The sequence below is a fragment of the Agromyces allii genome, from assembly GCF_009749385.1.
Classification (GTDB): Bacteria; Actinomycetota; Actinomycetes; order Actinomycetales; family Microbacteriaceae; genus Agromyces; species Agromyces allii.
In genome coordinates, this window is the sequence record NZ_WBIN01000011.1 from 104,954 (window position 1) to 127,896 (window position 22,943).

At 71.7% G+C, this 22,943-nt stretch carries 24 protein-coding genes; 4 read left to right on the forward strand and 20 right to left on the reverse strand.

The genetic code is table 11. The annotated features are described in order from the left end of the window. Positions 1-6: 6 nt before the first annotated feature. From GQR16_RS14285 to GQR16_RS14300, 4 genes are read right to left on the reverse strand one after another with little or no spacing between them, the layout of a single operon-like run. The gene (locus GQR16_RS14285; protein WP_157415829.1) at positions 7-330 is read right to left on the reverse strand and encodes an L-rhamnose mutarotase; all 324 of its coding nucleotides are present in this window, start codon (positions 328-330) and stop codon (positions 7-9) included. After that, positions 327-1,091, reverse strand: coding sequence for an SDR family NAD(P)-dependent oxidoreductase (locus tag GQR16_RS14290; protein ID WP_157415830.1), 765 nt, complete (start codon positions 1,089-1,091; stop codon positions 327-329). Before GQR16_RS14290 ends, GQR16_RS14285 begins: the two co-directional genes overlap by 4 nt. Further along, positions 1,088-1,951, reverse strand: coding sequence for a fumarylacetoacetate hydrolase family protein (locus GQR16_RS14295; protein WP_157415831.1), 864 nt, complete (start codon positions 1,949-1,951; stop codon positions 1,088-1,090). Before GQR16_RS14295 ends, GQR16_RS14290 begins: the two co-directional genes overlap by 4 nt. Further along, complete coding sequence (locus tag GQR16_RS14300) at positions 1,944-2,825, reverse strand: amidohydrolase family protein (RefSeq protein ID WP_157415832.1); 882 nt, start codon at positions 2,823-2,825, stop codon at positions 1,944-1,946. The genes GQR16_RS14295 and GQR16_RS14300 overlap by 8 nt, the downstream gene beginning before the upstream one ends. 71 nt (positions 2,826-2,896) lie before the next feature. On the opposite strand from GQR16_RS14300, the gene GQR16_RS14305 reads away from it, so the two are divergent. Beyond that, on the forward strand, positions 2,897-3,688 hold the full coding sequence (locus tag GQR16_RS14305) for a FadR/GntR family transcriptional regulator (protein ID WP_157415833.1): 792 nt from the start codon (positions 2,897-2,899) through the stop codon (positions 3,686-3,688). Between the two features lie 4 nt (positions 3,689-3,692). Here the strand turns inward: GQR16_RS14305 and GQR16_RS14310 are convergent, their stop codons facing one another. Further along, a complete protein-coding gene (locus tag GQR16_RS14310) occupies positions 3,693-4,682 on the reverse strand; it encodes an aldo/keto reductase (RefSeq protein ID WP_157415834.1) in 990 nt (329 codons plus the stop codon). Positions 4,683-4,816: 134 nt separating this feature from the next. Here GQR16_RS14310 and GQR16_RS14315 point away from each other — a divergent pair, with 134 nt between their 5' ends. Both GQR16_RS14315 and GQR16_RS14320 read left to right on the forward strand, forming a co-directional pair. Continuing rightward, positions 4,817-5,905: a zinc-dependent alcohol dehydrogenase gene (locus GQR16_RS14315; protein WP_157415835.1), complete on the forward strand. Its 1,089-nt coding sequence runs from the start codon at positions 4,817-4,819 to the stop codon at positions 5,903-5,905. Then, positions 5,902-6,660 carry an SDR family oxidoreductase gene (locus tag GQR16_RS14320; RefSeq protein WP_157415836.1) on the forward strand — a complete coding sequence of 253 codons (759 nt, stop codon included), beginning with the start codon at positions 5,902-5,904 and terminating at the stop codon, positions 6,658-6,660. The genes GQR16_RS14315 and GQR16_RS14320 overlap by 4 nt, the downstream gene beginning before the upstream one ends. A gap of 91 nt (positions 6,661-6,751) precedes the next feature. On the opposite strand, the gene GQR16_RS14325 is transcribed toward GQR16_RS14320, so the two are convergent. The 11 genes from GQR16_RS14325 to GQR16_RS14375 form a co-directional block, all read right to left on the reverse strand. After that, complete coding sequence (locus GQR16_RS14325; protein ID WP_157415837.1) at positions 6,752-8,260, reverse strand: aldehyde dehydrogenase (NADP(+)); 1,509 nt, start codon at positions 8,258-8,260, stop codon at positions 6,752-6,754. 12 nt (positions 8,261-8,272) lie between these two features. Then, the gene (locus GQR16_RS14330) at positions 8,273-9,478 is read right to left on the reverse strand and encodes a fumarylacetoacetate hydrolase family protein (RefSeq protein ID WP_157415838.1); all 1,206 of its coding nucleotides are present in this window, start codon (positions 9,476-9,478) and stop codon (positions 8,273-8,275) included. A 9-nt stretch (positions 9,479-9,487) separates the two neighbouring features. Further along, positions 9,488-10,270, reverse strand: coding sequence for an enoyl-CoA hydratase/isomerase family protein (locus tag GQR16_RS14335; protein WP_157415839.1), 783 nt, complete (start codon positions 10,268-10,270; stop codon positions 9,488-9,490). Next, the gene (locus GQR16_RS14340; RefSeq protein ID WP_157415840.1) at positions 10,267-11,430 is read right to left on the reverse strand and encodes a type 2 periplasmic-binding domain-containing protein; all 1,164 of its coding nucleotides are present in this window, start codon (positions 11,428-11,430) and stop codon (positions 10,267-10,269) included. Before GQR16_RS14340 ends, GQR16_RS14335 begins: the two co-directional genes overlap by 4 nt. After that, the gene (locus GQR16_RS14345; RefSeq protein WP_157415841.1) at positions 11,427-12,656 is read right to left on the reverse strand and encodes a CaiB/BaiF CoA transferase family protein; all 1,230 of its coding nucleotides are present in this window, start codon (positions 12,654-12,656) and stop codon (positions 11,427-11,429) included. Before GQR16_RS14345 ends, GQR16_RS14340 begins: the two co-directional genes overlap by 4 nt. Next, the gene (locus GQR16_RS14350) at positions 12,653-13,726 is read right to left on the reverse strand and encodes a Gfo/Idh/MocA family protein (RefSeq protein WP_157415842.1); all 1,074 of its coding nucleotides are present in this window, start codon (positions 13,724-13,726) and stop codon (positions 12,653-12,655) included. Before GQR16_RS14350 ends, GQR16_RS14345 begins: the two co-directional genes overlap by 4 nt. After that, positions 13,723-14,685 (reverse strand): MBL fold metallo-hydrolase, encoded by a 963-nt coding sequence (locus GQR16_RS14355; protein WP_170298514.1) that lies wholly within the window; start codon positions 14,683-14,685, stop codon positions 13,723-13,725. Before GQR16_RS14355 ends, GQR16_RS14350 begins: the two co-directional genes overlap by 4 nt. Positions 14,686-14,699: 14 nt before the next feature. Continuing rightward, positions 14,700-15,851: a mandelate racemase/muconate lactonizing enzyme family protein gene (locus GQR16_RS14360; RefSeq protein ID WP_157415844.1), complete on the reverse strand. Its 1,152-nt coding sequence runs from the start codon at positions 15,849-15,851 to the stop codon at positions 14,700-14,702. A 13-nt stretch (positions 15,852-15,864) separates the two neighbouring features. Beyond that, positions 15,865-16,800, reverse strand: a complete 936-nt coding sequence (locus tag GQR16_RS14365) for a carbohydrate ABC transporter permease (RefSeq protein ID WP_246200858.1) — start codon at positions 16,798-16,800, stop codon at positions 15,865-15,867. Then, positions 16,793-17,656 (reverse strand): carbohydrate ABC transporter permease, encoded by an 864-nt coding sequence (locus tag GQR16_RS14370; RefSeq protein WP_246200859.1) that lies wholly within the window; start codon positions 17,654-17,656, stop codon positions 16,793-16,795. The genes GQR16_RS14365 and GQR16_RS14370 overlap by 8 nt, the downstream gene beginning before the upstream one ends. A gap of 83 nt (positions 17,657-17,739) precedes the next feature. Then, a complete protein-coding gene (locus tag GQR16_RS14375; RefSeq protein ID WP_157415846.1) occupies positions 17,740-19,110 on the reverse strand; it encodes an ABC transporter substrate-binding protein in 1,371 nt (456 codons plus the stop codon). A 137-nt stretch (positions 19,111-19,247) separates the two neighbouring features. Between GQR16_RS14375 and GQR16_RS14380 the strand changes: the two genes are divergently transcribed. After that, positions 19,248-20,000, forward strand: a complete 753-nt coding sequence (locus GQR16_RS14380) for a FadR/GntR family transcriptional regulator (RefSeq protein ID WP_157415847.1) — start codon at positions 19,248-19,250, stop codon at positions 19,998-20,000. Positions 20,001-20,133: 133 nt separating this feature from the next. On the opposite strand, the gene GQR16_RS14385 is transcribed toward GQR16_RS14380, so the two are convergent. The 4 genes from GQR16_RS14385 to GQR16_RS14400 all read right to left on the reverse strand — a co-directional run bounded on the left by GQR16_RS14385 (position 20,134) and on the right by GQR16_RS14400 (position 22,872). Then, on the reverse strand, positions 20,134-20,925 hold the full coding sequence (locus GQR16_RS14385; RefSeq protein ID WP_157415848.1) for an SDR family NAD(P)-dependent oxidoreductase: 792 nt from the start codon (positions 20,923-20,925) through the stop codon (positions 20,134-20,136). Continuing rightward, positions 20,925-21,359 (reverse strand): SRPBCC family protein, encoded by a 435-nt coding sequence (locus tag GQR16_RS14390; protein ID WP_157415849.1) that lies wholly within the window; start codon positions 21,357-21,359, stop codon positions 20,925-20,927. The genes GQR16_RS14385 and GQR16_RS14390 overlap by 1 nt, the downstream gene beginning before the upstream one ends. Continuing rightward, on the reverse strand, positions 21,356-21,727 hold the full coding sequence (locus tag GQR16_RS14395; RefSeq protein ID WP_157415850.1) for an ArsR/SmtB family transcription factor: 372 nt from the start codon (positions 21,725-21,727) through the stop codon (positions 21,356-21,358). Before GQR16_RS14395 ends, GQR16_RS14390 begins: the two co-directional genes overlap by 4 nt. 152 nt (positions 21,728-21,879) lie before the next feature. Beyond that, positions 21,880-22,872: an ArsR/SmtB family transcription factor gene (locus GQR16_RS14400; protein ID WP_157415851.1), complete on the reverse strand. Its 993-nt coding sequence runs from the start codon at positions 22,870-22,872 to the stop codon at positions 21,880-21,882. Positions 22,873-22,943: the final 71 nt, after the last annotated feature.

The window sequence follows — 22,943 nt, forward strand, 5'->3', positions numbered from 1 at the left end:
ATCCGGTCAGTCGAGGTGGAAGATCTCGGGCAGCTCCATCCACCACTCGCCCGCGGCGCGCTCGGCGAAGGGCCGCTGCAGCGGCTCGCACACCGACCACCAGCGCTGGGTCTCGGGGTCGGCGGCGATCGCGGCCATGTCGGCCTCGAGGTCGTCGCCGACGTACTCCATGTAGGCGAAGAGCACCTCGCCGTGCCGATAGATCGAGTAGTTGCGGATGTTGCTCGCGGTGAGGCGGGCGAGCACCGCCGGCCACACCTCGGCGTGCAGGCGCTCGTACTCCTCGCGGTGCTCGACGGGCAGGCCGATGACCGAGGCGAGGCGCTTCACGAGCGGGTTCCGGCGGGGCGCGGCCGCAGGTGCGAGACGCCGCCGTCGACGTCGAGCGCGGTTCCGGTGGTCGAGACCGAGAGCGGGCTCGCGAGGTAGGCGATCGCGGCGGCGACCTCTGCGGGGTCGACCATGCGACCGGTCGCCTGACGGGCGTCGAGCGCGGCGCGTTCGGCGACGGGATCGGCGAAGCCCTGCAGCATCCGCTCGACGAACGGCGTGAACACGGTGCCGGGGCACACGCAGTTCACGCGGATGCCCTCGGCGACGTGGTCGGTGGCCATCGCGTAGGTGAGCGCGAGCACGGCGCCCTTCGACGCGGAGTAGAGCGCGCGCTGCGGCAGGCCGTTCAGGGCCGCGATCGAGCTCACGTTGACGACGGATGCCGCGGCCGAGCGTCGCAGCCAGGGCAGCGCCGCGGCGGTCACCCGGGCCATGCCGATGACGTTGACGTCGAGCACGCGGGCCCATTCGGCGTCGTCGTTCTCGGCGACCGTGCCGACGGCGCTGATGCCGGCGTTGTTCACGACGATGTCGATGCCGCCGAGCCGGTCGGCGACCTGGGCGACGGCCGCCTCGATCGAAGGGCGGTCGGTGACATCCGCCGTGAACCCGATGAGGTCGTCTGGCAGGCCGTCGAGCGAGCGGTCGAGCACGGCCACGGTCGCGCCGCGCGCGGTGAGCGTCTGCGCCGTGGCGAGGCCGATGCCGGATGCGCCGCCGGTGACGATCGCGACGAGTCCGTCGAACTCGCCGCTCACGCCTGCACCAGCTTCTGGCTCGCGCGGCCGAGGCCGTCGATCTCGAGCTCGACGGTGTCGCCGGCCCGCAGGTACGGGTTGCCGGCGATGCCGAGCGCGACGCCCGCCGGCGTGCCCGTGTTGATGAGGTCGCCGGGGCGCAGCACCATGAACTGGCTGAGGTACCAGATCACGTGCGCGACCGAGAAGAGCATGTTCGCGGTGCTGCCGTCCTGCCGCGGCGTGCCGTTGACCCAGAGGCGCAGGCCGAGCGCCTGCGGGTCGGCGACGTCGGCGGCGGGAACGAGCACCGGGCCGAGCGGGTTGAACGTCTCGCAGCTCTTGCCCTTGTCCCACTGGCCGCCGCGTTCGAGCTGGAACTCGCGCTCCGACACGTCGTGCGAGACCGCGTAGCCGGCGACGTGCGCGAGGGCCTCGTCGGGCGAGTCGAGGTAGCGGGCCGTGGTGCCGATGACGACGCCGAGCTCGACCTCCCAGTCGGTCTTGGTCGAGTTGCGCGGGATGAGCACGTCGTCGAACGGGCCGACGACCGTCGACGGGTCCTTCATGAAGATGACCGGCTCGGCGGGCAGCGCGGCGCCCGTCTCCTCGGCGTGGTCGCGGTAGTTCAGGCCAATGCAGACGACCTTGCCGGGGCGGGCGACGGGCGCGCCGACGCGCAGTCCGGCGACCTCGGCGGCGTCGAGCTCGGGCAGATCGCCCAGGGCGGCCGCGATGCGGGCCACGCCGTCGGCGGCGAAGAACGCGCCGTCGAAGTCGGCTGTGAGCGAGCGGGCGTCGAGCGTGCGGTCGCCGACGCGCACGACGGGAACCTCGCGGCCCTCGTCTCCGAGGCGGGCGAGGGTGAAACGGTCAGTCATCGAGGACCTCCAGGTCGGGAAGGGAGTAGAACCTGCGGGCGGTTCCCGCGAGGATGTCGGTGCGTTCGGGGTCGGTCAGGTCGGCGACGAGTTCGGCGATGCCCTGCCAGACCCTCGTGTAGCCGCCCGCGATGAGCGAGACGGGCCAGTCGCCGCCGTACATGAGGCGGTCGGCGCCGAAGACGTCGAGGGCGTGGTCGAACACGGGGCGGATCGAGTCGACCGTCCACGAGGCGGGGTCGCCGGTCGAGGCGTAGAGGCCCGAGACCTTGCCGTGCACGCGCGGGTTCTCGGCGACGCTGGCCAGGAGCGATGCCCACGGCTGCCACGCCTCGCTCGAGGTCGCGCCCGCGCCGATCGGCGGCTTGTTCAGGTGGTCGAGCACGAGGTCGAGCTCCGGATGCCGCTCAGAGATCGCCAGCACGGCCTCGAGGTGCTCGGGCAGCACGCCGACCACGTCGAACGGCACGCCCGCCGCGGCGAGCAGGCCGAGGCTCTCGTCGACGTCGGGTCGCCGCAGCCAGTGCGGATCGGGGCGGTCGTGGATGAGGTTGCGCACGCCGCAGAAGCCCGGTCGCCGCTGCAGTTCGGCGAGACGCTCGGCGGCACGCCCGGGCTCGTGCAGCGGCACGTAGCCGACGACGCCGCGCACGACGGGCGCACGGGCCGCGACCTCGAACATGTGGTCGGTGTCGGCGTCGTCGTCGGCCGACTGCACGAGCACCGTGCCCGTGACGCCCGCGACGGCGAACTCCGGCAGCACCTCGTCGAGCTCGATCGTGCGGTGGAGCACGCCCGCCTCGGGCGTGAGCCAGGCGTACTCGGCCCGTTCGAGATCCCAGACGTGCTGGTGGGCATCGATGACCTCGGTCATGCGAACTCCTCTCGGGTGAAAGATCTGATGAATTCACGGCTGATGGGTGCGCGGTCGCCTAGGCTGTGCCCATGACGAGCCCGACCGCCCCCGACGACGCCCCGGCACGCTCGCGCGCGCAGGTCGTGATCGACGGCATCCGTCAGATGATCACGAGCGGCGAGCTCGTCGCCGGGTCTCGGCTGCCCGTCGAGCGGGAGCTCGGCCTGCGGCTCGGCGTCTCGCGGGGCCCGCTGCGCGAGGGCGTGCGCGCCCTCGTGATCCTGGGCATCCTCGAGACGAGGCAGGGCGACGGCACCTACGTGACCTCGCTCGAACCGGGCCGGCTGTTCGAGCCGCTCGGCATGCTCGCCGAACTGCAGAGCCCCGAGAACAGCGTGCACCTGCTCGGCGTGCGCCGCGTGCTCGAACCCGAGGCGGCCGCGCACGCCGCGCTGCGCATCGGCGACGACGACCTCGCCGAGGCGGCGCGCATCCTCGATCGCGGCGAGGCGCTGCTCGAGGGCGACGAGATCGACCTCGAGGCCACCATCGACGTCGACACGGCGTTCCACCGGCTCATCGCCAATGCGAGCGGGAATCCGGCGTTCGCCGCCATCATCGACGCGCTCGTGAGCCGAACGGCCCGCGCGAGGCTCTGGCGCGCGATCCATCAGCAGGGCGCCGTGCACGCGACCCAGCAGGAGCACCGGGCGATCCTCGCGGCGCTCGTCGCGCACGATCCCGACCGCGCGCGCATCCGCATGCAGGTGCACGTGCTGGGCGTCGAGGAGTTCACCGCGACCGAGGTCACGGCGGGGCACCTCGAGGGTGCCTCCGACGAGGCGGATGCCGCGGCATCCGTCGCCACGCAGTCCGACTGACCGATCAGGCATCGCGCAGCAGCCCGCGTTCGACGAGGGTCGACCAGAGCTCGTCGGGCACGGTCACCGCGGCACGCTCGAGCGTCTGCTCGACCTGCTCGGCGGTGCGCATGCCGACCACGACCGAGGCGACGGCCGGATGCCGCAGCGCGAACGCGAGTGCGGCCTCGGGCAGGGTCACGCCGAACGCCTCGCAGACGTCGGCGATCTCGTTCGCCCGGGCGATGACCGCGTCGGGGGCCTGCGCGTAGTCGTAGCGCGCGTCGGCCGGGGGTCGGGGGCGCGAGAGCAGGCCCGAGTTGTAGACGCCCGCGGCGACGATGGCGACCCCTCGCTCGACGACGGCGGGCAGCAGGTCGTCGAGGGCGCCCTGCTCGAGCAGCGTGTAGCGCCCGGCGAGCATGACGACGTCGATGTCGTGCCGCAGCACGAACTCGGTCGGCATCGCGGACTGGTTCATGCCCGTGCCGACGGCCGAGACCACGCCCTCGTCGCGGAGCTCGATGAGCGCCGGGATCGCCTCGGCGTGCGCCTCGGGCCCGTGGGCGTCGGGGTCGTGCAGATACGCGACGTCGATGCGATCGACTCCGAGGCGCTCGAGGCTCTCGTCGATCGACCGCCGGATGCCGTCGCGACTGAGGTCGAACCGCCGGATCGAGGTCGCGGGCACGTCGAAGCCCTGGTCGTCGCGGGCGACGCCGTCGTACCGGTCGTTCGGCACGATGAGCCGGCCGACCTTCGTCGAGAGCACGTACTCGTCGCGCGGGTACGCCGCCAGCGCGGCGCCCAACCGACGCTCGGAGAGGCCGAGCCCGTAGTGCGGGGCGGTGTCGAAGTAGCGGATGCCGCGGTCGAACGCCGTGGCGACGGCCGCTGCGGCCTCGTCGTCGGTCGTCGCGCGGGCGAGGTTGCCGAGTTGCGCGGCGCCGAAGCCGAGTTCGGTGATCGACAGACCGGATCGCAGGGTGCGACGGGGCAGTGCGCGACTCGACATCGAGTTCCTCCAGGCGTGAAAGCGTTTGGTGAAAGGTTAGATGATTCCATCGAGCTTCGCCATTCTTCTGCCATAATCGAGAGCATTCGAGGCGATTGGTCTCCTCAATTCGCCGACATCCCCCTGGAGGATCAATGCTGACCGCCGCGTACACGGGCGACCGAACCATCACCATCGCCGAGACCGAGCCCCAAGCGCCCGGGCCGGCGCAGGTGCGCATCCGGGTCGCCTACGTCGGCCTCTGCGGCACCGACCTGCACATCCTCCACGGCAGCATGGACGCCAGGGTCGAGACGCCGCTCGTCTTCGGCCACGAGATGAGCGGCACGATCGACGCGATCGGCGAGGGCGTCGACGGCTGGGCCGTCGGGCAGCCGGTCACGGTCATGCCCCTCGCCTGGGACGGCACCTGCCCGGCCTGCCTCGCGGGCAACGAGCACATCTGCCAGAACCTCGACTTCATCGGCATCGACTCCCCCGGCGCGCTGCAGGCGTTCTGGAACGTGCCCGCCGATGTGCTCGTCGCCCTGCCCGACGGCGTGGCGCTCGACGCTGCCGCGCTCGTCGAACCCGTCGCGGTCGCCGTGCACGACGTGCGCCGGGCCGAGATCCACGGGGGCGAGCGCGCCGTCGTCATCGGCGGCGGCCCCATCGGCGTGCTCATCGCCACCGTCGCCCGCGCGTTCGGCGCCCAGGTCGCCGTGATCGAGCTCGACGCCAACCGGCGCGCGCAGATCGAGGGGCTCGGCTTCGAGACGATCGACCCGCGCGAGGTCGACCAGGTCGCCTGGGTCGAGCAGTGGACCGGCGGCGCCGGTGCCGATGTCGTGTTCGAGGTCTCGGGCGCTGCGGCCGCCGTGCTCGGCGCGACAGCCCTCGCCAAGGTGCGCGGCACGCTCGTCGTCGTCGCGATCCACCCGACGCCGCGAGAGATCGACCTGCAGCGCGTGTTCTGGCGCGAACTGCGCATCCTCGGCGCACGCGTCTACCAGCGCACCGACTTCGAACGCGCCGTCGAGCTCGTCGCCGACGGCACGATCCCGAGCGACCTGCTCATCACGAAGATCGTGCCGCTCGCCGAGACGCGCGCGGCCTTCGACGACCTGGAGGCGGGCCGTGCGATGAAGGTGCTCGTCGACGTGCAGGCCGGGCAGCCCGGCACCGACGGGGTGGCGGATGCCGCGGCATCCGTCGCCGTCGACGCGCAGGGGGTCGGCGTATGAGCGTCTCCTTCGACCTCACCGGAACCACCGCCGTCGTCACGGGCGCCAAGCGCGGCATCGGCTTCGCCATGGCCGAGGCCCTCGCCGAGGCGGGCGCCGACATCATCGGCGTGAGCGCCACGCTCGAGGCCGAGGGCAGCGCGATCGCCGCCGCCGTCGAGGCTCATGGTCGACGCTTCGAGGCGCGCACCGTCGACTTCGCCGACCGCGACGCCGTCGTCGCCCTCGGCGCCGAACTGCGCGAACGCGAGATCGGCGTGCTCGTGAACAACGCCGGCACCATCGAGCGGGCGCCCGCCGCTGAGCATCCGCTCGACTGGTGGGATCGCGTGCTCGAGATCAACCTGTCGAGCCAGTTCGTGCTCACCCAGGCGGTCGGCGCGGGCATGCTCGAACGCGGGCGCGGCAAGATCATCTTCACGGCGAGCCTGCTGAGCTTCCAGGGCGGCATCAACGTGCCCGGCTATGCGGCCGCGAAGTCGGGCATCTCTGGCCTGGTCAAGGCGCTCGCCAACGAGTGGACCTCGCGCGGCGTGACGGTCAACGCCATCGCGCCCGGGTACATCGCCACCGACAACACGCAGAACCTGCGCGACGACCCCGACCGCTCGAAGGCGATCCTCGACCGCATCCCGGCCGGGCGCTGGGGTCGGCCCGACGACCTCGCCGGCGCCACCGTGTTCCTCGCGGCCCCCGCGTCGGACTACGTCTCGGGCGTGATCCTGCCCGTCGACGGAGGCTGGCTCGGCCGCTGACGCCGGTCGGGCGTCGTGCAGACGTCGTGCAGACGCGAATGGTCGCTTCACGGGCTAGTGAGCGACCATTCGCGTCCGCGCAGCACGCGCATCAGCCGAGCTGCAGCACCCCGTCGACGCGCCGCGGAACGCCGCGGAACCCGTCGCGCAGCTCGACCGGCAGCACGGCCTCCGGCGCGTCCTGGTAGGCGAGCGGGCGCAGGAACCGACGGATCGCGCTCACGCCGACCGAGGTGTGCTGCGAGTTCGTGGCCGGCCACGGTCCGCCGTGGTGCTGGGCCCACGACACGCGCACGCCCGTGGGGTAGCCGCCGAACACGAGGCGTCCGACGCGCGGCTCGAGCTCGGCGACGAGTGCCGTGACCGCATCGATCTCGTCGGCCTCGCTGTGCACGGTCGCCGTGAGCGAGTCGGGCACCGCGTCGAGGGCCGCGACGATCTCGGCCTGCGTGTCGTAGCGGGCGACCACGATGAGCGGGCCGAACGCCTCCTCGGCGACCGCGGCGGTGAGCCGTGCGGCGTCGACGCCGAGCACGGTGGGCGCCGCCGTGAATCCGGCTCCGTCGCCCGCCTCGCTGCCGCGGGCGAGCAGCTCGACCGCGCCCTCGGCGACCAGCCGGTCGCGGATCTCGTCGAACGAGGTCGCGATGCGCGCATTGAGCAGAACGGATGCCGCGGCATCCGTCGCCCGTTCGACCAGTCGTGCGACGAGCGCGTCGCCGTCGGGGCCGTTCGGCACGAAGGCGATCCCGGGCTTGGTGCAGAACTGGCCGCTGCCGAGCGTGAACGAGCCGAACAGACCGTCGGCGATGCCCTCGCCCCGTGCGGCTGCGGCGCCCGGCGTGACGACGAGCGGGTTGAGGCTCGAGAGCTCGCCGTAGAAGGGGATCGGCTCGTCGCGACCGGCGATGAGGTCCATGAGCGCCTGCCCGCCGCCGAGCGACCCCGTGAACCCGACCGCGCGCACGAGCGGGTGCGTGACGAGCGCGGCTCCGGCCGCGGTGCCGTAGACGATGCCGAGCAGGCCGTCGGGAGCCCCGTAGGCCGCCGCGGCCGCCGAGAGCACTGCGAACGAGCGCGCGGAGGTCTCGAGGTGCGAGGAGTGCGCCTTCAGCACGACCGCGTTGCCGCCCGCGAGCGCGGAGGCGGTGTCGCCGCCGGCGACCGAGAAGGCGAACGGGAAGTTGCTCGACCCGAACACCGCGACCGGGCCGATCGGCACGAGCAGGCGCCGGATCTCGGGTGCCGGGCCGAGGGCCGTCGGCCCGCCGTGATCGATCGCGACCTCGAGGTAGCCGCCCTCGCGCACGGCCTCGGCGAACAGCCGGAACTGGAAGGCGCTGCGAGAGACCTCGCCGTCGAGACGGGCGGTTCCGAGACCGGTCTCGCGGTCGGCGACGGCGACGAGGCCGGCGCGGTCGGCCTCGAGCGCGTCGGCGAGCGCGTCGAGCAGGCCCGCCCGCCAGGCGCGGTCGCGGGTCGAGACCTCGGCGAACGCGGCGCGGGCGGCCCGGACGATCTCGTCGGCCTGCTCCGCGGTCGTCGGCAGCAGCCCGGTCGGGGTGGCGGTTCCGGTGCGGGGGTCGGTGGTGGTGAGCATGGGTCTCCGGGGTCAGCGCAGCAGGCCGCGCGCGGCGAGGGATCGGTAGAGGGCGTCGATGCCGAACGTCCACGGTTCGGCATCGGCGGTCGAGCGCACGCGGTTCACGAGCGCCCCGAGACGGGGTTCGGCGATGCGCACGAGGTCGTGGTCGTGGTGCGTGAAGCCCCGGCCGGGCACGTCGCGGTCGTCGACCGGCGCGAACATGGTGCCGAGGTAGAGCACGAATCCGTCGGGGTACTGGTGGTGCACGCCCACGACCTGCGCGACGAGGTCGGCCGGGTCGCGGCTGATGCGCGCGAGCTCGCTCGTGCCCTCGAGGCGGTAGCCGTCTGCGCCGTCGATCGTGAGGGAGACGACCGAGGCGCGCAGGTCGTCGAGCGAGTAGCCGTCGTCGAACAGGCGGACGAACGGCCCGACCGAGGCCGACGCGTTGTTGTCCTTCGCCTTGCCGAGCAGCAGCGCGCTGCGCCCCTCGACGTCTCGGAGGTTCACGTCGTTACCGAGGCTCGCCCCGACGATGCGGCCGTCGGAGCTGACGACGAGCACGATCTCGGGCTCGGGGTTGTTCCACTGCGAGGCCGGGTGCACGCCCACGTCGACGCTCGTGCCGACCGTGGCGAGCACGGGCGCCTTCGTGAACACCTCGGCATCGGGCCCGATGCCGACCTCGAGGTACTGGCTCCACCAGCCGCGTTCGAGGAGCAGGGCCTTCAGTGCGGCCGCCTCGTCGGAGCCCGGCTTCAGGTCGTCGAGGCTGCCGCCGATGGTGTCGAGGATGTCGCGGCGGATCGTCGCGGCGGCATCCTGGTCGCCGCGCGCCCGCTCCTCGATGACGCGCTCGAGCATGGACACCGGAAACGTGACTCCCGCGGCCTTGACCACGTGCAGGTCGATGGGCGAGAGCAGCCACGGCTTCGAGGGGTCGCGCGTCTCGGGCGGCGTGTTCGCGACGAGCTCGTCGAGTCCGGCGATGCGCACCCCGAGACCGGCGTCGAGCGCGGCGCCGACGGCGGCCGCCGGGTCGGGCGTCTCGGTGAGCGCCCGAACGGTCGGGAACGCGGTCGAGACGTCGAGCACGTCGTCGCCGCGCAGGGCGACGACGGCGGGCCCCGCGAATGCGGGCTCACCTCCCGCGGGCAGCCAGACGCGCCCGACGAGGGTCGCGTGGTCGGCGTCGGCGGGCAGCAGGTCGCGGGCGACGGGCCAGGTGGTCACGTGGGCTCCTCAGCGTCGGTGGAAGGTGGCCGGACGCTTCTCGGCGAAGGCGGCACGGCCCTCGTCGGCGTCGGCGGTCGCGAACGTCACGGTCTGCAGGTCGCGCTCGTAGCGGATCGACTCGTCCTGCGTCATGTTGAAGGCGGCGCGAAGGTTGGCCTTCGCGGTCTCGGCCGCGATCGGGGGCCTGGTCGCGATGACCGCGGCGAGCTCCCGCGCCCGCGTCACGAGCCGGTCGGGCTCGACGAGCTCGGTCACGAGCCCCCAGCGCACCGCGGTCTCGGCGTCGATCGGGTCGCCCGTCATGAGCATCACGGCCGCGTTCGACGGACCGACGGAGTGCGCGAGGAACGTGCTCATGCCGCCGCCGCCGATCCAGCCGAGCTTGATCTCGGGGGCGGCGAAGCTCGCGGTCGTCGAGGCGATGCGGATGTCGCAGCTCAGCGCCGTCTCGAGCCCGCCGCCGAACGCGTAGCCGTTGACGGCCGCGATGACGGGCTTGCGCGCGGCGCGGATCGCATCGCAGTAGTCGGTGCGGTTGCGGAACTCCCACGGCGTCGCGTACGCGTCGAGGGTGCGGATGTCGGAGCCGGCGCAGAAGGCGCGGTCGCCGTCGCCCGTCAGCACGATCGCACGGACCTCGTCGGCGGCATCCGCCCATTCGATGACGGCGACGAGCGCCTTGGACATCTCCTGCGTGACGGAGTTCAGCTTCTCGGGGCGCGCGATCGTGATCGTGACGACGGCGCCGTCGACCACGGCCCTCACGTGCTCGTGCTGCGGTGCGGTCATGCGTGTCTCCGTTCGGTGGTCGACGCGAGGGCGTCGAAGCTGGCGTTGACGGCGGCGATCGTCGCGCTCGGCGAGGCGCCGCCGAGGATGGCGTCTCGGAGCAGGGCGGACGCCTCGGACTGGAACGGCGTGAAGCCGGGCACTCGAGGTCGCACCCACGACTGCTCGATCGTCGCGAGCGTGTCGCGGTAGAACCCGCCGGACGCCGCATTCAGGGCGTCGTCGCGCCAGGCGGCACGCAGGCTCGGCTGCCCGTCGTGCTCGGGGATGAACCCGGCCTGCACCGCCGGGTCGAGCAGGTGGCCGAGGTGCGCGAGGAGGGCTCGGTCGGGCGTGCTGCGCGTCGTGAAGGCGATGCCGGTGCCGCCGATGGTCGAGCCGCGACGGCCGAACGCGATGGTCGCGGGCGCGTTGTCGAAGCGCAGCGCCCGGTCGCCGACGGCGTAGTTCACGTAGCCGTAGACGAGCGGGATGTACGCGATGTCGCGGTCGTGGCGCATGCGCTCGAGCAGGCCGATCGGGTTGAGGTCGGCGCTCCCGGCCGGCGCGCGGCTCGCGATCGCGGCGAGCAGCTCGACGGCCGAGGCCGCGACGTCGGCATTGAGGAGGCCTGCACCGGGCACGACCGAGGGCTCCCGCCCGAACGCGACGCACATCGACATGACGCTCAGCAGCGCATGCGGCCCGGCGAGGCTCAGGGCGACCGGCGCCCCGCCGCCTTCCGCGAGCGCGAGCACCTCGGTCCAGGTCGCCGGTGAGGCGTCGAGCCGTTCGGGATCGCGCACGGCGACCTGCGTCGCGGCGTCGAGCGGCAGCGCCCAGAGGCGGCCGTCGACCGTGTACGACGCCGTGCTCGGGCCGACCGCACCGCTGCGGAGCCCCACCACGAACGCCGCCTGGTAGAGGTCGTCGATCGGCCGCAGCACCCCCGCCGCGAGCGCGTCGCCGAGGTGCGGGTGGTCGAGCACGATGACGTCGTAGCGCTCGGCGAGCTCCTCGATCGGCGCCGACTCGAAGCCCTCGAGCGAGTGCACGTCCCACGTGATGATCGGCACGGTCGTGCCGTCGGCCGAGTCACCGCCGCCCGAACGGGCCGCAGCCGCCTCGAGCGCGCGGCGCCCCCGCGGGTGATCCCACGTGAGCCCCCGGTACCCGGTCATCCGACGCCGGCGACGGCGGCCGCAGCATCCGTCGCCCGTGCCGCCCCCGAGACGAGCAGCGCCTCGATCGCGTCGGCGTCGAACCCGGCCTCGGCGAGCACCTCGCGGGTGTGCTCGCCCACGCGCGGCGCACCGCGGTAGAGCTGCGGCGGCGTGGCCGAGAACCGGTACGGGAAGCCCGGCGTCTTCACGGCGCCCTCGGTGGGGTGCTCGTACTCGATGAAAGTGCCGTTGTGCACGATCTGCGGGTCTTCGACGAGCTTCGCGTAGTCGTTCACGGGCCCGATCCACATGCCGGCGGCGCCGAGCGTGGCGATCCAGTGCGCGGCGGTGGCCTCGCGCAGCTTCGCGGCCGTGCGCGCGTGGATCTCGTCGCGTCGGGTCCAGCCCTCGACCTCGCTCGACCAGCCCTCGAACGCGGGCTCGTCGATGAGGCGGCCGAGCTCGTGCAGGTCGGCGAAGGCGAGCGCGACGTAGCCGTCGCTCGTCTCGAAGACGCCGTAGGGCGCACGGATGTAGACGTGGGCGTGCGGTTCGGCCGAGCGCTGCTGCGCCTTGCGGCCGACCGTGAACACCGAGAGCTCCTGCATCTGCAGGGTCGTGAGCGCGTCGAGCATGTTGACGGTGACGAGCTGGCCCTCACCGGTGCGCTCGCGGTGCAGCAGCGCGGCGAGCACGCCCTCGAACGCGGTCGACGCGGTGATGGCGTCGGCGAGGTACTGGCCGGCGGGCGACGGCTCGTCGCCGTCGCGTCCGGCCGAGTACATGGCACCGGACATGGCCTGCAGCAGCAGGTCCTGGCCGGGGCGGTCGCGGTAGGGGCCGTCTTCGCCGTATCCCGAGATCGACACGTAGACGACCGACGGGTTGATCTCGCGGAGCGACGCGTAGTCGACGCCGAGCCTGGCGGCCACGCCAGGGCGGTAGTTCTGCAGGAACACGTCGGCGCCGGCGATGAGCTCGTGCAGCGCGGCCTTGCCGCCGTCGGACTTGAGGTCGAGCGAGACCGAGCGCTTGTTGCGGTTCAGCGAGAGGAACGACACGTTGATCTCGTTGCCCGCGGCCCCACCGGCGGCGGCGTGGCGCTGCCACTCCCCCGTCGTCGGCTCGACCTTGATGACGTCGGCGCCGAGGTCGCCGAGGCGCTGGGCCGCGAAGGGCCCGGCCATCGCGATCGAGCAGTCGATCACCCGGTAGCCGTCGAGGACGCCTCGAGCCCCGGTCATGCCGCCTGCTCCTCGTCGTGCACGTTCATTTCTGCTCCTCCCGCTGCGGCGCTGCGCAGCATGGCGTCGATCAGTTCCACCGAGCGGGCCGCCACCTCGACGTCGGAGTTGTTCTCGGTGCTCGCCCCGGTGATGAGGTCGATGAACCGGTTGGGCGGCACGATGCACTCGTAGGCGCCGTCGCCGGGTTCGACCTCGAGGTCGAACCGGGTTCCGTCGTAGCGGTGCAGCCAGGCGCGCTCGCGCTCGGTGTCGAGCATGAGCACGCCCTCGGTGCCGAAGATGCGGATGTCGACCTGGTAGGGGTCGCCGTCGGGCACGGTCGCCGCGCCCGAGAGCGCCCCGATCGCACCGGTGTCGAACGTGACGACGGCGGCGTTGAAGAGGTCGACCGCGGCGCCGCCCGTCGACACCTTCGCCATGACGGATGCCGCGCGCAGGCCGCTCAGCCAGAACAGCAGGGCGCTCGAGTGGGTGACCTGGCCGTGGGCGTAGCCGCCGCCGCGTGCGGGCGACTGCCAGGTGCTGGGCTCGGGCCCGCTGGTCTCGGAGTCCCAGAGCGCGCGGATGTGGTTCGTGTCGCCCGCGAAGAGCCCGCGGGTGGGCGAGGCCATGTGGCAGAGCACGTGCTGGATCTCGCCCAGGTGCCCGGCCTCGACGAGGCGCTTGGCGGCGACCGTGAACGGCTTGTAGTTCCACCCGTACGGCGCGAGGAAGTGCACGCCGTGCTCGCGCACCTTGGCTGCGAGGTCCCAGCCCTGCGCGGCGTCGAGAGTGACGGGCTTCTCGACGAGCACGTGCAGGCCTCGCTCGATCGCGGCGACCGCCTGGGGGTGGTGCAGGTCGTGCGGGGTCGCGACGACCATCGCGTCGAGCGGCTGGTCGAGCAGTTCGGCGTAGTCGGTCGTGGCCATGCCGAAGCCGAACTGCTCGCGCACGGTCTCGAGTTCGGGGCCGATGCCGCAGACGCCGACGAGCTCGACGTCGTCGCGGGCGGCGAAGATCGGGAAGTGGTTGCTCGTCGCCCACCAACCGGCGCCGACGGCCCCGAGGCGCACCCGGCCGGTCATCGCGCCCACCGCCAGGTGCGGCGTCCGCCGGCTTCGATGACGGATGTCGCGAGCCCGCGCCGTTCGAGCCGTTCGAGGTTGCCCGTGACGGGGAAGACGGCGTAGTCGAGCGCCTCGGCGTTCCACGGCCCGAGGGCGGCGCCCGCCTCGCGCACGAGTTCGAGCGTGGTCGCCGGTTCGGTGCGGTCGCGCAGCAGCGCCGACACGACCTCGTCGACGCGCTCGGTGTACGCCTCGCTCTCGTCGAGGAACCGGGCGACGCCCTCGCCCTCGTACACCGGGTAGTGCGCGGTGAGCAGCAGGTCGGCGTCGAGCGCGCGGAACGAGCGCAGGCTCTCGACGTACGGATCGGTGTCGCGATAGGTCGGCGGGAACGCCGGTCGGCCGTCGGCGAACGGCACCGTGGCGCCGAGGGTCGCGTCGCCGATCAGGAGGGCGCGGTTGCGCTCGTCGAGCACCGCGACGTGACCCGGGCTGTGGCCGGGCACGTGCAGCACGCGGACCGTGCGACCGCCGAGGTCGAACTCCTCGCCGCCGGAGACCCGCAGGTCGACCGGCACGAGGTCGGAGACGCTCCGAAGGTACGTCGTGGTCTCGGGCGGGTCGTCGAAGCCGTCGGTCTCGCGGAACTCGCCGTAGCGCACGTCGATGAGCTGCTGCACGTCTTCGACGAGGTCGGCGTCGAGGTCGTGCGCGACGATCTGCACGGTCGGGATCGCGGCCTTCAGCGCACCGTTGCCGCCCGTGTGGTCGAAATCGCAGTGGGTGTTGACCGCCCAGCGCACGCGCTCGCGCGGAATGCCCGCGGCGTCGAGGTAGGGCAGCAGGGACTCGGTGATGCTGTCGCGCACGCCCGTGTCGACGAGCAGTGCCGCGTCGTCGCCGACGAGCAGGTATAGGGCGACGAATCGTTCGCCGAGCGGAGCCTGGATGCGGTGCAGTCCGGGGCGCAGTTCCATGCCGTTCTTCCTTCTCAGCGCTCGACGCCGTCGAGCACGACGCGAAGGCCCGCTCGCGTCGGTCGCATGTGGGGGCCGGCCGGGTCGGCCCATCCTCCGCCGTCGCGACGCGCGTCGATGAGGGCCTCGTCGATGGCGATGCCCGCACCGGGCTCGTCGCTCAGCACGATGCCGCCGTCGACGAACTCGTGGTCGACGAGCACGCCGTCGGCGAAGTCGAGCGCCTGCACTTCGGTCGTGAGGTGGTTCGGCACCGCCGTCATGACGTGCGCGACCGCCGGGTTCGCGTTGTAGCCGACCGGGCTGACCGGCAGGTCGCGGGCCGCGGCCGCGAACGAGAGGCGGTGCAGGTGGGAGACGCCCCAGATCGCGCCGGCCTGCACGATGTCGGGCGCGCCGGCGTCGAACAGCGGGCGGAACTGGTCGACGCCCGTGAGGTTCTCGCCCGTCGCGACGGCCGCCTTGATGCCGCTGCTCAGCCGGGCGTGCCCGGTGGCATCCCATCGGCGCAGCGGCTCCTCGACCCAGAGCAGGTCGACCTGCTCCTCGATGGCCGAGACGTAGCGAACCGCCTGCTTGAGCTGCCACGACTCGTTCGCGTCGAGCATGAGGCCGGGGCGGCCGGTGTTCACGCGCAGCGCCTCGGCGAGGATGCCGAGACGGCGCAGGTCGGCGTCGAGGTCGAGCCCGCCCTTGAGCTTGCCCGCGACGAAGCCGCGTTCGGCGAACTCGGCGTAGAACGCCGCGAGCTCGTCGTCGTCGAGGGCGATGTCGAGCCCCGAGGCGTACCCCGGCACGAACCGGTCGCGCCCGCCGAGCAGGCGCCAGAGCGGTTCGCCCGCGGCCTTCGCCTTGAGGTCCCAGAGCGCGGCGTCGAGCGTCGCGACGCCGCCGTAGGTCGCGCCCGCGTGGCCGCTCTTGAACACCTGGGCGAGCATGCGGTCGAAGAGCGCCGCGGCGCTCCTCGGGTCTTCGCCCTCGATCGCGGGGAACAGCCGGTGGAGGTCGGCGTGCGAGCCGATGCCGATGCCCTCGATGCCCTCGTCGGTCTCGAGGATGACGATGGGCACCTCGGTGACGGCCTCGGTGATGTGGCCGTTCACGTCGCCGATGGAGCGACGCCAGTGGTGCTGGGCCGTGACGGTGCGGTATCCGGTGATCTTCATGTCGTCCTCGCCGTCATTCCTTGGTTCCGCCGGCCGTCATTCCCTCGACGAGGAAACGCTGCGCGAACAGGAAGATGAGCAGGATCGGGGCCACCGAGATCAGCGTCGCGAGCGCGAGCGTCGGCAACTGGATCACGATGCTCGACGCCGTGGTCGGGTTGAAGGCCGGCACGTTCGCGAGCAGGTTCGCGAGCCCCACCTGCACGGGGATCTTCGTTCCGCCGACCACGAGGAACGGCAGGAAGTAGTTGTTCCAGTTCGCCACGAAGCTGAAGAAGCCGACGAGCGCGATCACGGGCGTCGCGAGCGGCATGGCGACCTGGGCGAACACCCGCACCTCGCCCGCGCCGTCGATGCGGGCCGCGTTCAGCAGGTCGCGCGAGACGGCGGTCGAGAAGTAGATGTAGGTCAGGTACACGCCGAACGGGAAGAACGAGAACGGCAGGATCACCGCGAGCGGGCTGCCGATGAGCTTCGCCGCGCTCAGCTCGAGGAAGATCGGCAGCACGAGCGCCGTGTTCGGGATGAGCATCACGATGAGCGTGGTGACGAGCAGCAGCCGGCGGCCCTTGAACTCGATGAGTGCGAGGGCGTACCCCGCCGGGACGCTCACGATCAGCGTGATCACGAGCGCGGTGAACGAGTAGAACGCCGAGTTGCCCATCCAGGTCGTGAAGACGCCGCTGCCGAACGCGAACAGCTCGTTCCAGTTGGCCGCGAGCTGGTCGAAGGACCCGAAGCTGAACGGGCCCTCCTGCAGCAGCTGCGAGTTCGTCTTCGTCGGTGCGAGCACGAGCCAGATGATCGGGAGGATGAAGAAGGCCGCGAACACGAGCAGCACGAGCACGACGACGGCCCGGCCGATCCATTGCCCCGGCGTGAGGGCGTGGCGCTCCCGGCGCCGCGGGGCCCCGTTGGTCACGATGGCGCGAGTGGTCTGGTCAGTCACGTTCGAACAGCTTTCCTCGGAAGATGAAGATCGCCGAGAGCCCCAGCGCGACCACGAGCAGCATCACCGAGATCGCTGCGGACCCCGAGAAGTCGTTCTGGCGGAAGGCGTAGAGGTAGGCGAGCTGGTTCAGGGAGTAGTCCTCGGGCACGATGTTCTTCGTCGCCTGCGCGAGGATCTTCGGCTCGACGAAGAGCTGGGTGCCGGCGGCCAGCGACATGACGCCCATGTAGCTGATCCACTTGGTCAGCATCGGCAGCTGGATGTGCCAGGCCGTCTGCACCGGGCCGGCGCCGTCGATGCGGGCGGCCTCCATGACCTCGACCGGCACGTTGTTGAGCGCGCCGTACATGATGACGATCCACGAGCCCGCTCCGGCCCAGAAGGCGATGACGGTGAAGACCACGGGCAGGTTGCCGACGGCGACCACGTTGATGAGCGACTCGTAGCCCATGGCGTGCAGCAGGGCCGAGACGGGGCTGACCGAGGGGTCGAGCACGAAGAGCCAGAGCAGCACGCTCGAGGCGCCGGCGATGGCGCCCGGGATGTAGAAGAGGAACCGCGCGGTGTTGCCGAGCCAGCGCACCCGGATGCCGTGCACGACGATGGCGAGCACGACGACGAGCACGATGAGGCTCACGAGCCAGAAGAGCACGTAGAGGGCCACGTGCATGACCGCCGGAAGGAACCGGTAGTCGCCGAAGACCCGCACGAAGTTGTCGACGCCGACGAAGGCGCCGTTGCGCGTGAACGAGAGGTACAGGGCGTAGAGCGTGGGCAGCAGGCCGAAGGCGAGCAGCAGCAGGGTGTACCCGCTGACGAAGACGTAGCCGTAGCGCGACTGCCCCGCGTTCACGCGAGATGCGCGCCGGCGCTCCGGCCGGCGCCGCCCCGAGGGGACGGCGTCGACCGGAACCGGAGGTGCAGTGACGGTCACGATCAGTCGACCGAGTACCCGTTGACGGTGGCCTCGTTCTCGAGCTCCTTCTGCCATGCGGGCAGGAGCGACTCGACGGTCTGGCCGTCGGCGATGCCGGGGATCACGATCTTGGCCCACGCGGTCTCGGGGCTCCACGAGGTGACGTTCCACCCCGACCAGACCTGGCCCGCGGCATCCGACATCACGGTCTTGAAGTCGTCGTTCACGAAGTAGCCGGCCTCGGCCTGCTTGTCGAGCCACTTCTCGGCGGCCGAGGAGTACGCCGGGTAGCCGGACGACGCGTCGACCTGGAACTCGTCGGCGCTCGTGACGAACTCGAGGAAGGTCTTGACCGCATCGAGGTTCTTCGAGTGGCTCGAGGCGTACCAGACGCCGCCGCCCACGTTGCCGGCCGCGACGTCGCCGCCCTCCCACTTGAGCGGAGCGCTGACGCCGATCTGCCCGGCGGGAACGGCGAGCGCACCCTGGAAGATCGCACCGGTGTACCAGACGGGGCCGGGGACGCCGACGAGCTTGCCCGCGTACTTCGATGCGAAGTCGGCGCTGAAGAAGCTGTCCTGCACGAGCGTGCCGTTGGCGAGCATGCCGTCGATGATCTTCGAGATGCCCTCGGAGTTCGCGTCGGCGGTGTCGGAGTGGAAGACGTTCGCCTCGGGCGACTGGAACACGGGCGACTCGGAGCCGCCGTAGTAGACGTAGGTCATGAAGCTGTCGCCCATGCTGCCGAGGATGTAGCCCGGGTGCTCGGCGGCGAGCTTGTCGCCGAGTTCGCCGTACTCCTCCCACGTGGTGGGCACCTCGTAGCCGAACTCGTCGAGCAGCGTCTGGTCGTAGTAGAAGACGGTCTGCGCGAGGTCGTTGCGCAGGCCGTAGACCGTGCCGTCGATCGTCGTGTAGTCGAGCGAGCCCGCGGCGAAGCCGTCGAGGAAGTCCTGCTCGATGAAGCCCTTGTTGAGCGGGGCGGCGAAGCCCTGCTCGCCGCTCGTGGTCTGCTTCGACGCCCAGATCGCGTCGTTCTGCTGGGTCGAGAACACCACGTCGGGCCAGCCCTCGCCGGCCTGGTCCATGAGCGAGATCTTGCTCTGGAACGAACCGCTGCCACCGGCGTTGCCGTCGTAGGTCTCGAGGTTCACCTCGATGTCGGGGTTCGCGGCCTGGAAAGCGGTGACGGCGGGTTCGCGCGAGGCGTCGACCCACACGGTGATCGGGCTGTCGGCGACCTGCTCGGCCTGGGTGAAGCCGAGTGACGTGTCACCGCCGCCCGATGCGTCTGTGGAGCAACCGCTGAACGCGAGGAGGCCCGCGGTGGCTGCGGCGGCCACCGCGACGAACCGAGCGGCCCGGCGGTGGGAGGACGAGTGCTGTGACATTTCGCATCCTGTTCTGGTCGGCGTCTCTGACGACAATGCACCCAGGGGCGGGGGCAGAAGTGATTACATCATACGTCTTATCAACTCCACAAGAGACGTCATAGGTATTACGAATATTCGTCGGTATGCTGTGACCCATGTCCGAAACGTTCGCCGCGCCGGGGCCGGTCGCCGAGTACCCCACGATTGCCGCGCGCACGCGCGCGCCGCGCCTCGGGGTGACCGTCGTGAGCGCGCTCGTCGACGCGATCGTGCGAGGCGACCTCGCACCCGGCAGCTCGCTGCCGCCCGAGGCCGTGCTCTGCGAGCAGTTCGGCGTGAGCCGCACCGTCATCCGCGAGTCCGCCAAGCGCCTCGAGGAGAAGGGCCTCGTGACCGTGGCCCAGGGCAGGGGCACGCTCGTGCTGCCCCCGGCCTCGTGGAACATGGTCGATGCGACCGTGCTCGCCGCACTCGTCGCCAACGACGCGACGCTCGGCGTGCTCGACGAGTTGAGCGCCGTGCGCGCGGCGCTCGAGGCCGTCATCGCCCGCGACGCCGCCGCGCGGCGCACACCAGCGGAACTCGAACGCCTGCGCGAGGCCCTCGAACTCATGCGGGCGACCGTCGACGACGAGCCCCGGTTCAGTCAGGCCGACGTCGAATTCCACCAGCGCGTCGGCGAGATCACCTCGAACCGGCTCGCCGACAGCATCGTGCGCACGCTCTTCGCCGAAGCGCGCGAGAGCGCCCGCTTCCACCTGCACAGTCAGCTCGACGTGACGCTGCGCGAACACGAACGCGTGTTCGCCGCGATCGAGGCCCGCGACCCCGACGAGGCCGAGGCCGCCATGCGGGCGCACATCCTCGATGCATGGGAGCGGCGCCGGCCGCCGAGCCCGAAGCGCTGACGCGCCGCCGGCGCGGGCGGCTCAATCGACGAGCGCGCCGACCGAACTCCGGATCCGCACCATGACACGCCGCAATCACGAGCGTCGCTGCGGCGTGCCGCTCGGAATCTCCGGAGAACGGCAGGCGCCCCGCTCAGTCGACGAGCGCGCCTGCCGTCAGGTTCGAGACGACTCCCGTCATCGACGCCGCACGGTCGGATGCCGCGAACGCGAGATACTCGGCCACCTCAGCGAGTTCGGGCAGGCGCCCGAGCAGGGTGGTGGCGGCCAGGCCGTTCCACCAGTCGTCGAGGCTCGTGCCACCGGCATCCGCGATGCGCCCGAACATGTCGGCGGTATACGACGCCGATGCGTTGCGGAACGCGTGCGGCCGCACGCACACCACGCGCACGCCGTCGGGTCCGAGCTCGCCGGCGAGCGCCCGCGAGAACCCCTCGAGCCCCGCACTCTGGGCGGCGTTGCCGATGAGGCCGCGACCGGTGAGACGGGCCCCGGGCGTCGAGATCGTGAGGATCACGCCGCTGCCCTGGGCGATCATGACGCGCGACGCGGCCTTCGCGGTCACGAAGTTCGTGTGCAGGTAGCCCGTGACGGGATGCAGGTAGGCGTCGAGCGAGGTGTCCGCGATCGCGAGGCCCTGCACGTGATCGAAGCCGACGGCGTTCAGCGCGATGTCGATGCGGCCCTCGCGTTCGGCGACGGCGTCGACGTGGGCGTCGACCTCGGCCTGGTCCATCGCGTCGACGATTGCGATCTCGACGCTGCCGCCGAGCTCTCGAACGGCGGATGCCGCGGCCTCGAGCCGTGGCCGGCTGCGCCCAGCGAGGTGCAGACGTGCGCCCTCGCGGGCGAACACCCGCGCCGTCGCCGAACCGATCGATCCCCCGCCGCCGTGGATCACGGCGACCTTCCCCTCGAGCAGCATCAGGCCGCCTCCCCCTCTGTGTAAAGCCCCGCGAATCGGGACATGATCTCGGTCCAGCCCTCGGTGTGCAGGCGCACCGCCTCGGCATCCGGAAGCCGTTCGTGGCGCACCTCGACGCGCGTGGCGTCGCCGTCGGGCTCGAAGCTCACGCGCACGATCGAGTCGACGCGGTGCGTGGCGTGCGAGCGCCACGTGAACTCGAGCGTGCGCGGGCGATCGATCACCGTGTAGGTACCGGAGTGCACGACGGTGCCCGCGGCGTCGCGCATGGTGATCGTGAAATCGCCGCCCACCCGCGGGTCGGTGAGCGCGGTCGTGGCCTCGCCGCCTTCGCGGCGCATCCACACGGCGAGCGCCTCGGGGTCGAGCCAGGCGTCGAAGAGGCGGTCTGCGGATGCCGCGATCCGCCGGGTCACCGTGACGACGGCGGTCATCGTGCGCCACCGCCGTCAGCGGGATCTTCGTCGTCGGGAACGTCGCCGACGGGGTCCGAGAGCACGAACGCCTCGAGGGCCGCGAGCCGGTCCTCCCAGAACGCCCGGTACTGCTCCATCCACGCGACCGCCTCGCCGAGCGCCTCGCCCCGGAGCGACAGCACGTGGTCGCGCCCGCGCACCTCGCGCCGCACGAGTTCGGCGCGCTCGAGCACCTTGATGTGCTTGCTCGTGGAGTTCAGCGAGATCGGGAACGCGCTCGCGAGGTCGGTGACCCGCGCATCGCCGACGAGCAGTCGATCGAGGATCGCGCGTCGCGTGGGGTCGGCCACGGCGCTCAGCACGACGTCCAACTGATATTCACCCATGCGGGTGAATATACGCTCGGCACTCCGAAGCGTCAACCACCGCCTGCGCAACTCCGGATGGCGGGCGCGGCACGCCGACGACGCGACCGGTCGACGCGGCGTGTCCCGCCCGCCATCCGGAGTTGCGCCCGCTCCCCCAGCCGGCATCGCGACTACAGCGCCGCGCCGACCACCGCCTCGCCCAGCGGCGTCCGCAGGTGCAGCACGCGGGCACCGTCGCGGCGACTCGCGACCAGTCCGCTCTCGCGGAGCACGGCGAGGTGATGCGAGGCCGTCGAGATCGCGAGCTCCGCGTCGGCCGCGACCTGCGACGTCGTGCGCTCGACGTGCGCGGCGAGCAGGATCCCGGCGCGGGCGGGCCCGAGCAGGGCGCCGAGCGCAGCGGCCGCCGACCGCGGATCACGGGCCCAGGTCTCCGTCACGCCCTGCGCCGGGTAGAAGAGCGTCGGCTGGGCCGGCGGCTCGCTGAGCACCGAGCATCCGTGGGTCCAGTTCATCACCGTCGGCACGAGCACGAGCCCGCTCCCCCGGCAGTCCAGCACCTCGCGGTGCATGCGCAGCTCGACCTTCACGGCATCGTCGCTCCACTCGACGCTGCGGTGCAGCGCGCCGACCATGCCGCCGAGGCCGTCGGTCGCGATGCGACGCGATCGCACGGCGATGTCGGCCCGCAGGATGCGCTCGAGCTGCGGCCAGACCGGCGCGAGCACCGCGTGCCACGTCGCCTCGAACGCGTCGGCGAGCATCGCGCGCGCCCGCAGGGGGTCGTCGTGCATATGGCGGATCGCCCGCTGCCGCTCGCCGGTCGACCGCGCGATCATCTTCGCCAGGTCGACGCGCATGAGCTCCGGCGGCACCTCCCGCAGGCGCGCGAACTCGTCCTCGGGCTGCATGTCCCACGACGGGGTCGTCGTGAAGAAGTCGGGGAAGTACCCCTCGGCCCCGATGACGGTGCGCAGCAGGTCGAACGGCTCCCGCGGCATCCGCGACCTCACGCTGCGCAGCCAGCCCCACTGCAGCGGATGGTCGTCGGGGCGCTGCATCACGCGGATCGCGTTGCAGAGCTCGTGCCCGGGCGAGACGCCGAACCGGATGGCCGAGATGTCGCCGGGCGCGAGGCGGAACTCCACGATGTTTCGATCCACATCGAAACTCTAACGCCGACGGATGCCGCGGGCGGAGCCTTGAGACACACCGGAACGCAGAATCGAGGCAC

Bases quoted from the DNA above. Each gene is read 5' to 3' on its own strand.
- GQR16_RS14345 (WP_157415841.1), bottom strand. From the start codon at position 12,656: ATGACCGGGGCTCGAGGCGTCCTCGACGGCTACCGGGTGATCGACTGC.
- GQR16_RS14310 (WP_157415834.1), bottom strand. From the start codon at position 4,682: ATGTCGAGTCGCGCACTGCCCCGTCGCACCCTGCGATCCGGTCTGTCG.
- GQR16_RS14350 (WP_157415842.1), bottom strand. From the start codon at position 13,726: ATGACCGGCCGGGTGCGCCTCGGGGCCGTCGGCGCCGGTTGGTGGGCG.
- GQR16_RS14295 (WP_157415831.1), bottom strand. From the start codon at position 1,951: ATGACTGACCGTTTCACCCTCGCCCGCCTCGGAGACGAGGGCCGCGAG.
- GQR16_RS14380 (WP_157415847.1), top strand. From the start codon at position 19,248: ATGTCCGAAACGTTCGCCGCGCCGGGGCCGGTCGCCGAGTACCCCACG.
- GQR16_RS14340 (WP_157415840.1), bottom strand. From the start codon at position 11,430: ATGACCGGGTACCGGGGGCTCACGTGGGATCACCCGCGGGGGCGCCGC.
- GQR16_RS14395 (WP_157415850.1), bottom strand. From the start codon at position 21,727: ATGGGTGAATATCAGTTGGACGTCGTGCTGAGCGCCGTGGCCGACCCC.
- GQR16_RS14335 (WP_157415839.1), bottom strand. From the start codon at position 10,270: ATGACCGCACCGCAGCACGAGCACGTGAGGGCCGTGGTCGACGGCGCC.
- GQR16_RS14320 (WP_157415836.1), top strand. From the start codon at position 5,902: ATGAGCGTCTCCTTCGACCTCACCGGAACCACCGCCGTCGTCACGGGC.
- GQR16_RS14390 (WP_157415849.1), bottom strand. From the start codon at position 21,359: ATGACCGCCGTCGTCACGGTGACCCGGCGGATCGCGGCATCCGCAGAC.
- GQR16_RS14300 (WP_157415832.1), bottom strand. From the start codon at position 2,825: ATGACCGAGGTCATCGATGCCCACCAGCACGTCTGGGATCTCGAACGG.
- GQR16_RS14375 (WP_157415846.1), bottom strand. From the start codon at position 19,110: ATGTCACAGCACTCGTCCTCCCACCGCCGGGCCGCTCGGTTCGTCGCG.
- GQR16_RS14305 (WP_157415833.1), top strand. From the start codon at position 2,897: ATGACGAGCCCGACCGCCCCCGACGACGCCCCGGCACGCTCGCGCGCG.
- GQR16_RS14360 (WP_157415844.1), bottom strand. From the start codon at position 15,851: ATGAAGATCACCGGATACCGCACCGTCACGGCCCAGCACCACTGGCGT.
- GQR16_RS14325 (WP_157415837.1), bottom strand. From the start codon at position 8,260: ATGCTCACCACCACCGACCCCCGCACCGGAACCGCCACCCCGACCGGG.
- GQR16_RS14315 (WP_157415835.1), top strand. From the start codon at position 4,817: ATGCTGACCGCCGCGTACACGGGCGACCGAACCATCACCATCGCCGAG.
- GQR16_RS14385 (WP_157415848.1), bottom strand. From the start codon at position 20,925: ATGCTGCTCGAGGGGAAGGTCGCCGTGATCCACGGCGGCGGGGGATCG.
- GQR16_RS14355 (WP_170298514.1), bottom strand. From the start codon at position 14,685: ATGGAACTGCGCCCCGGACTGCACCGCATCCAGGCTCCGCTCGGCGAA.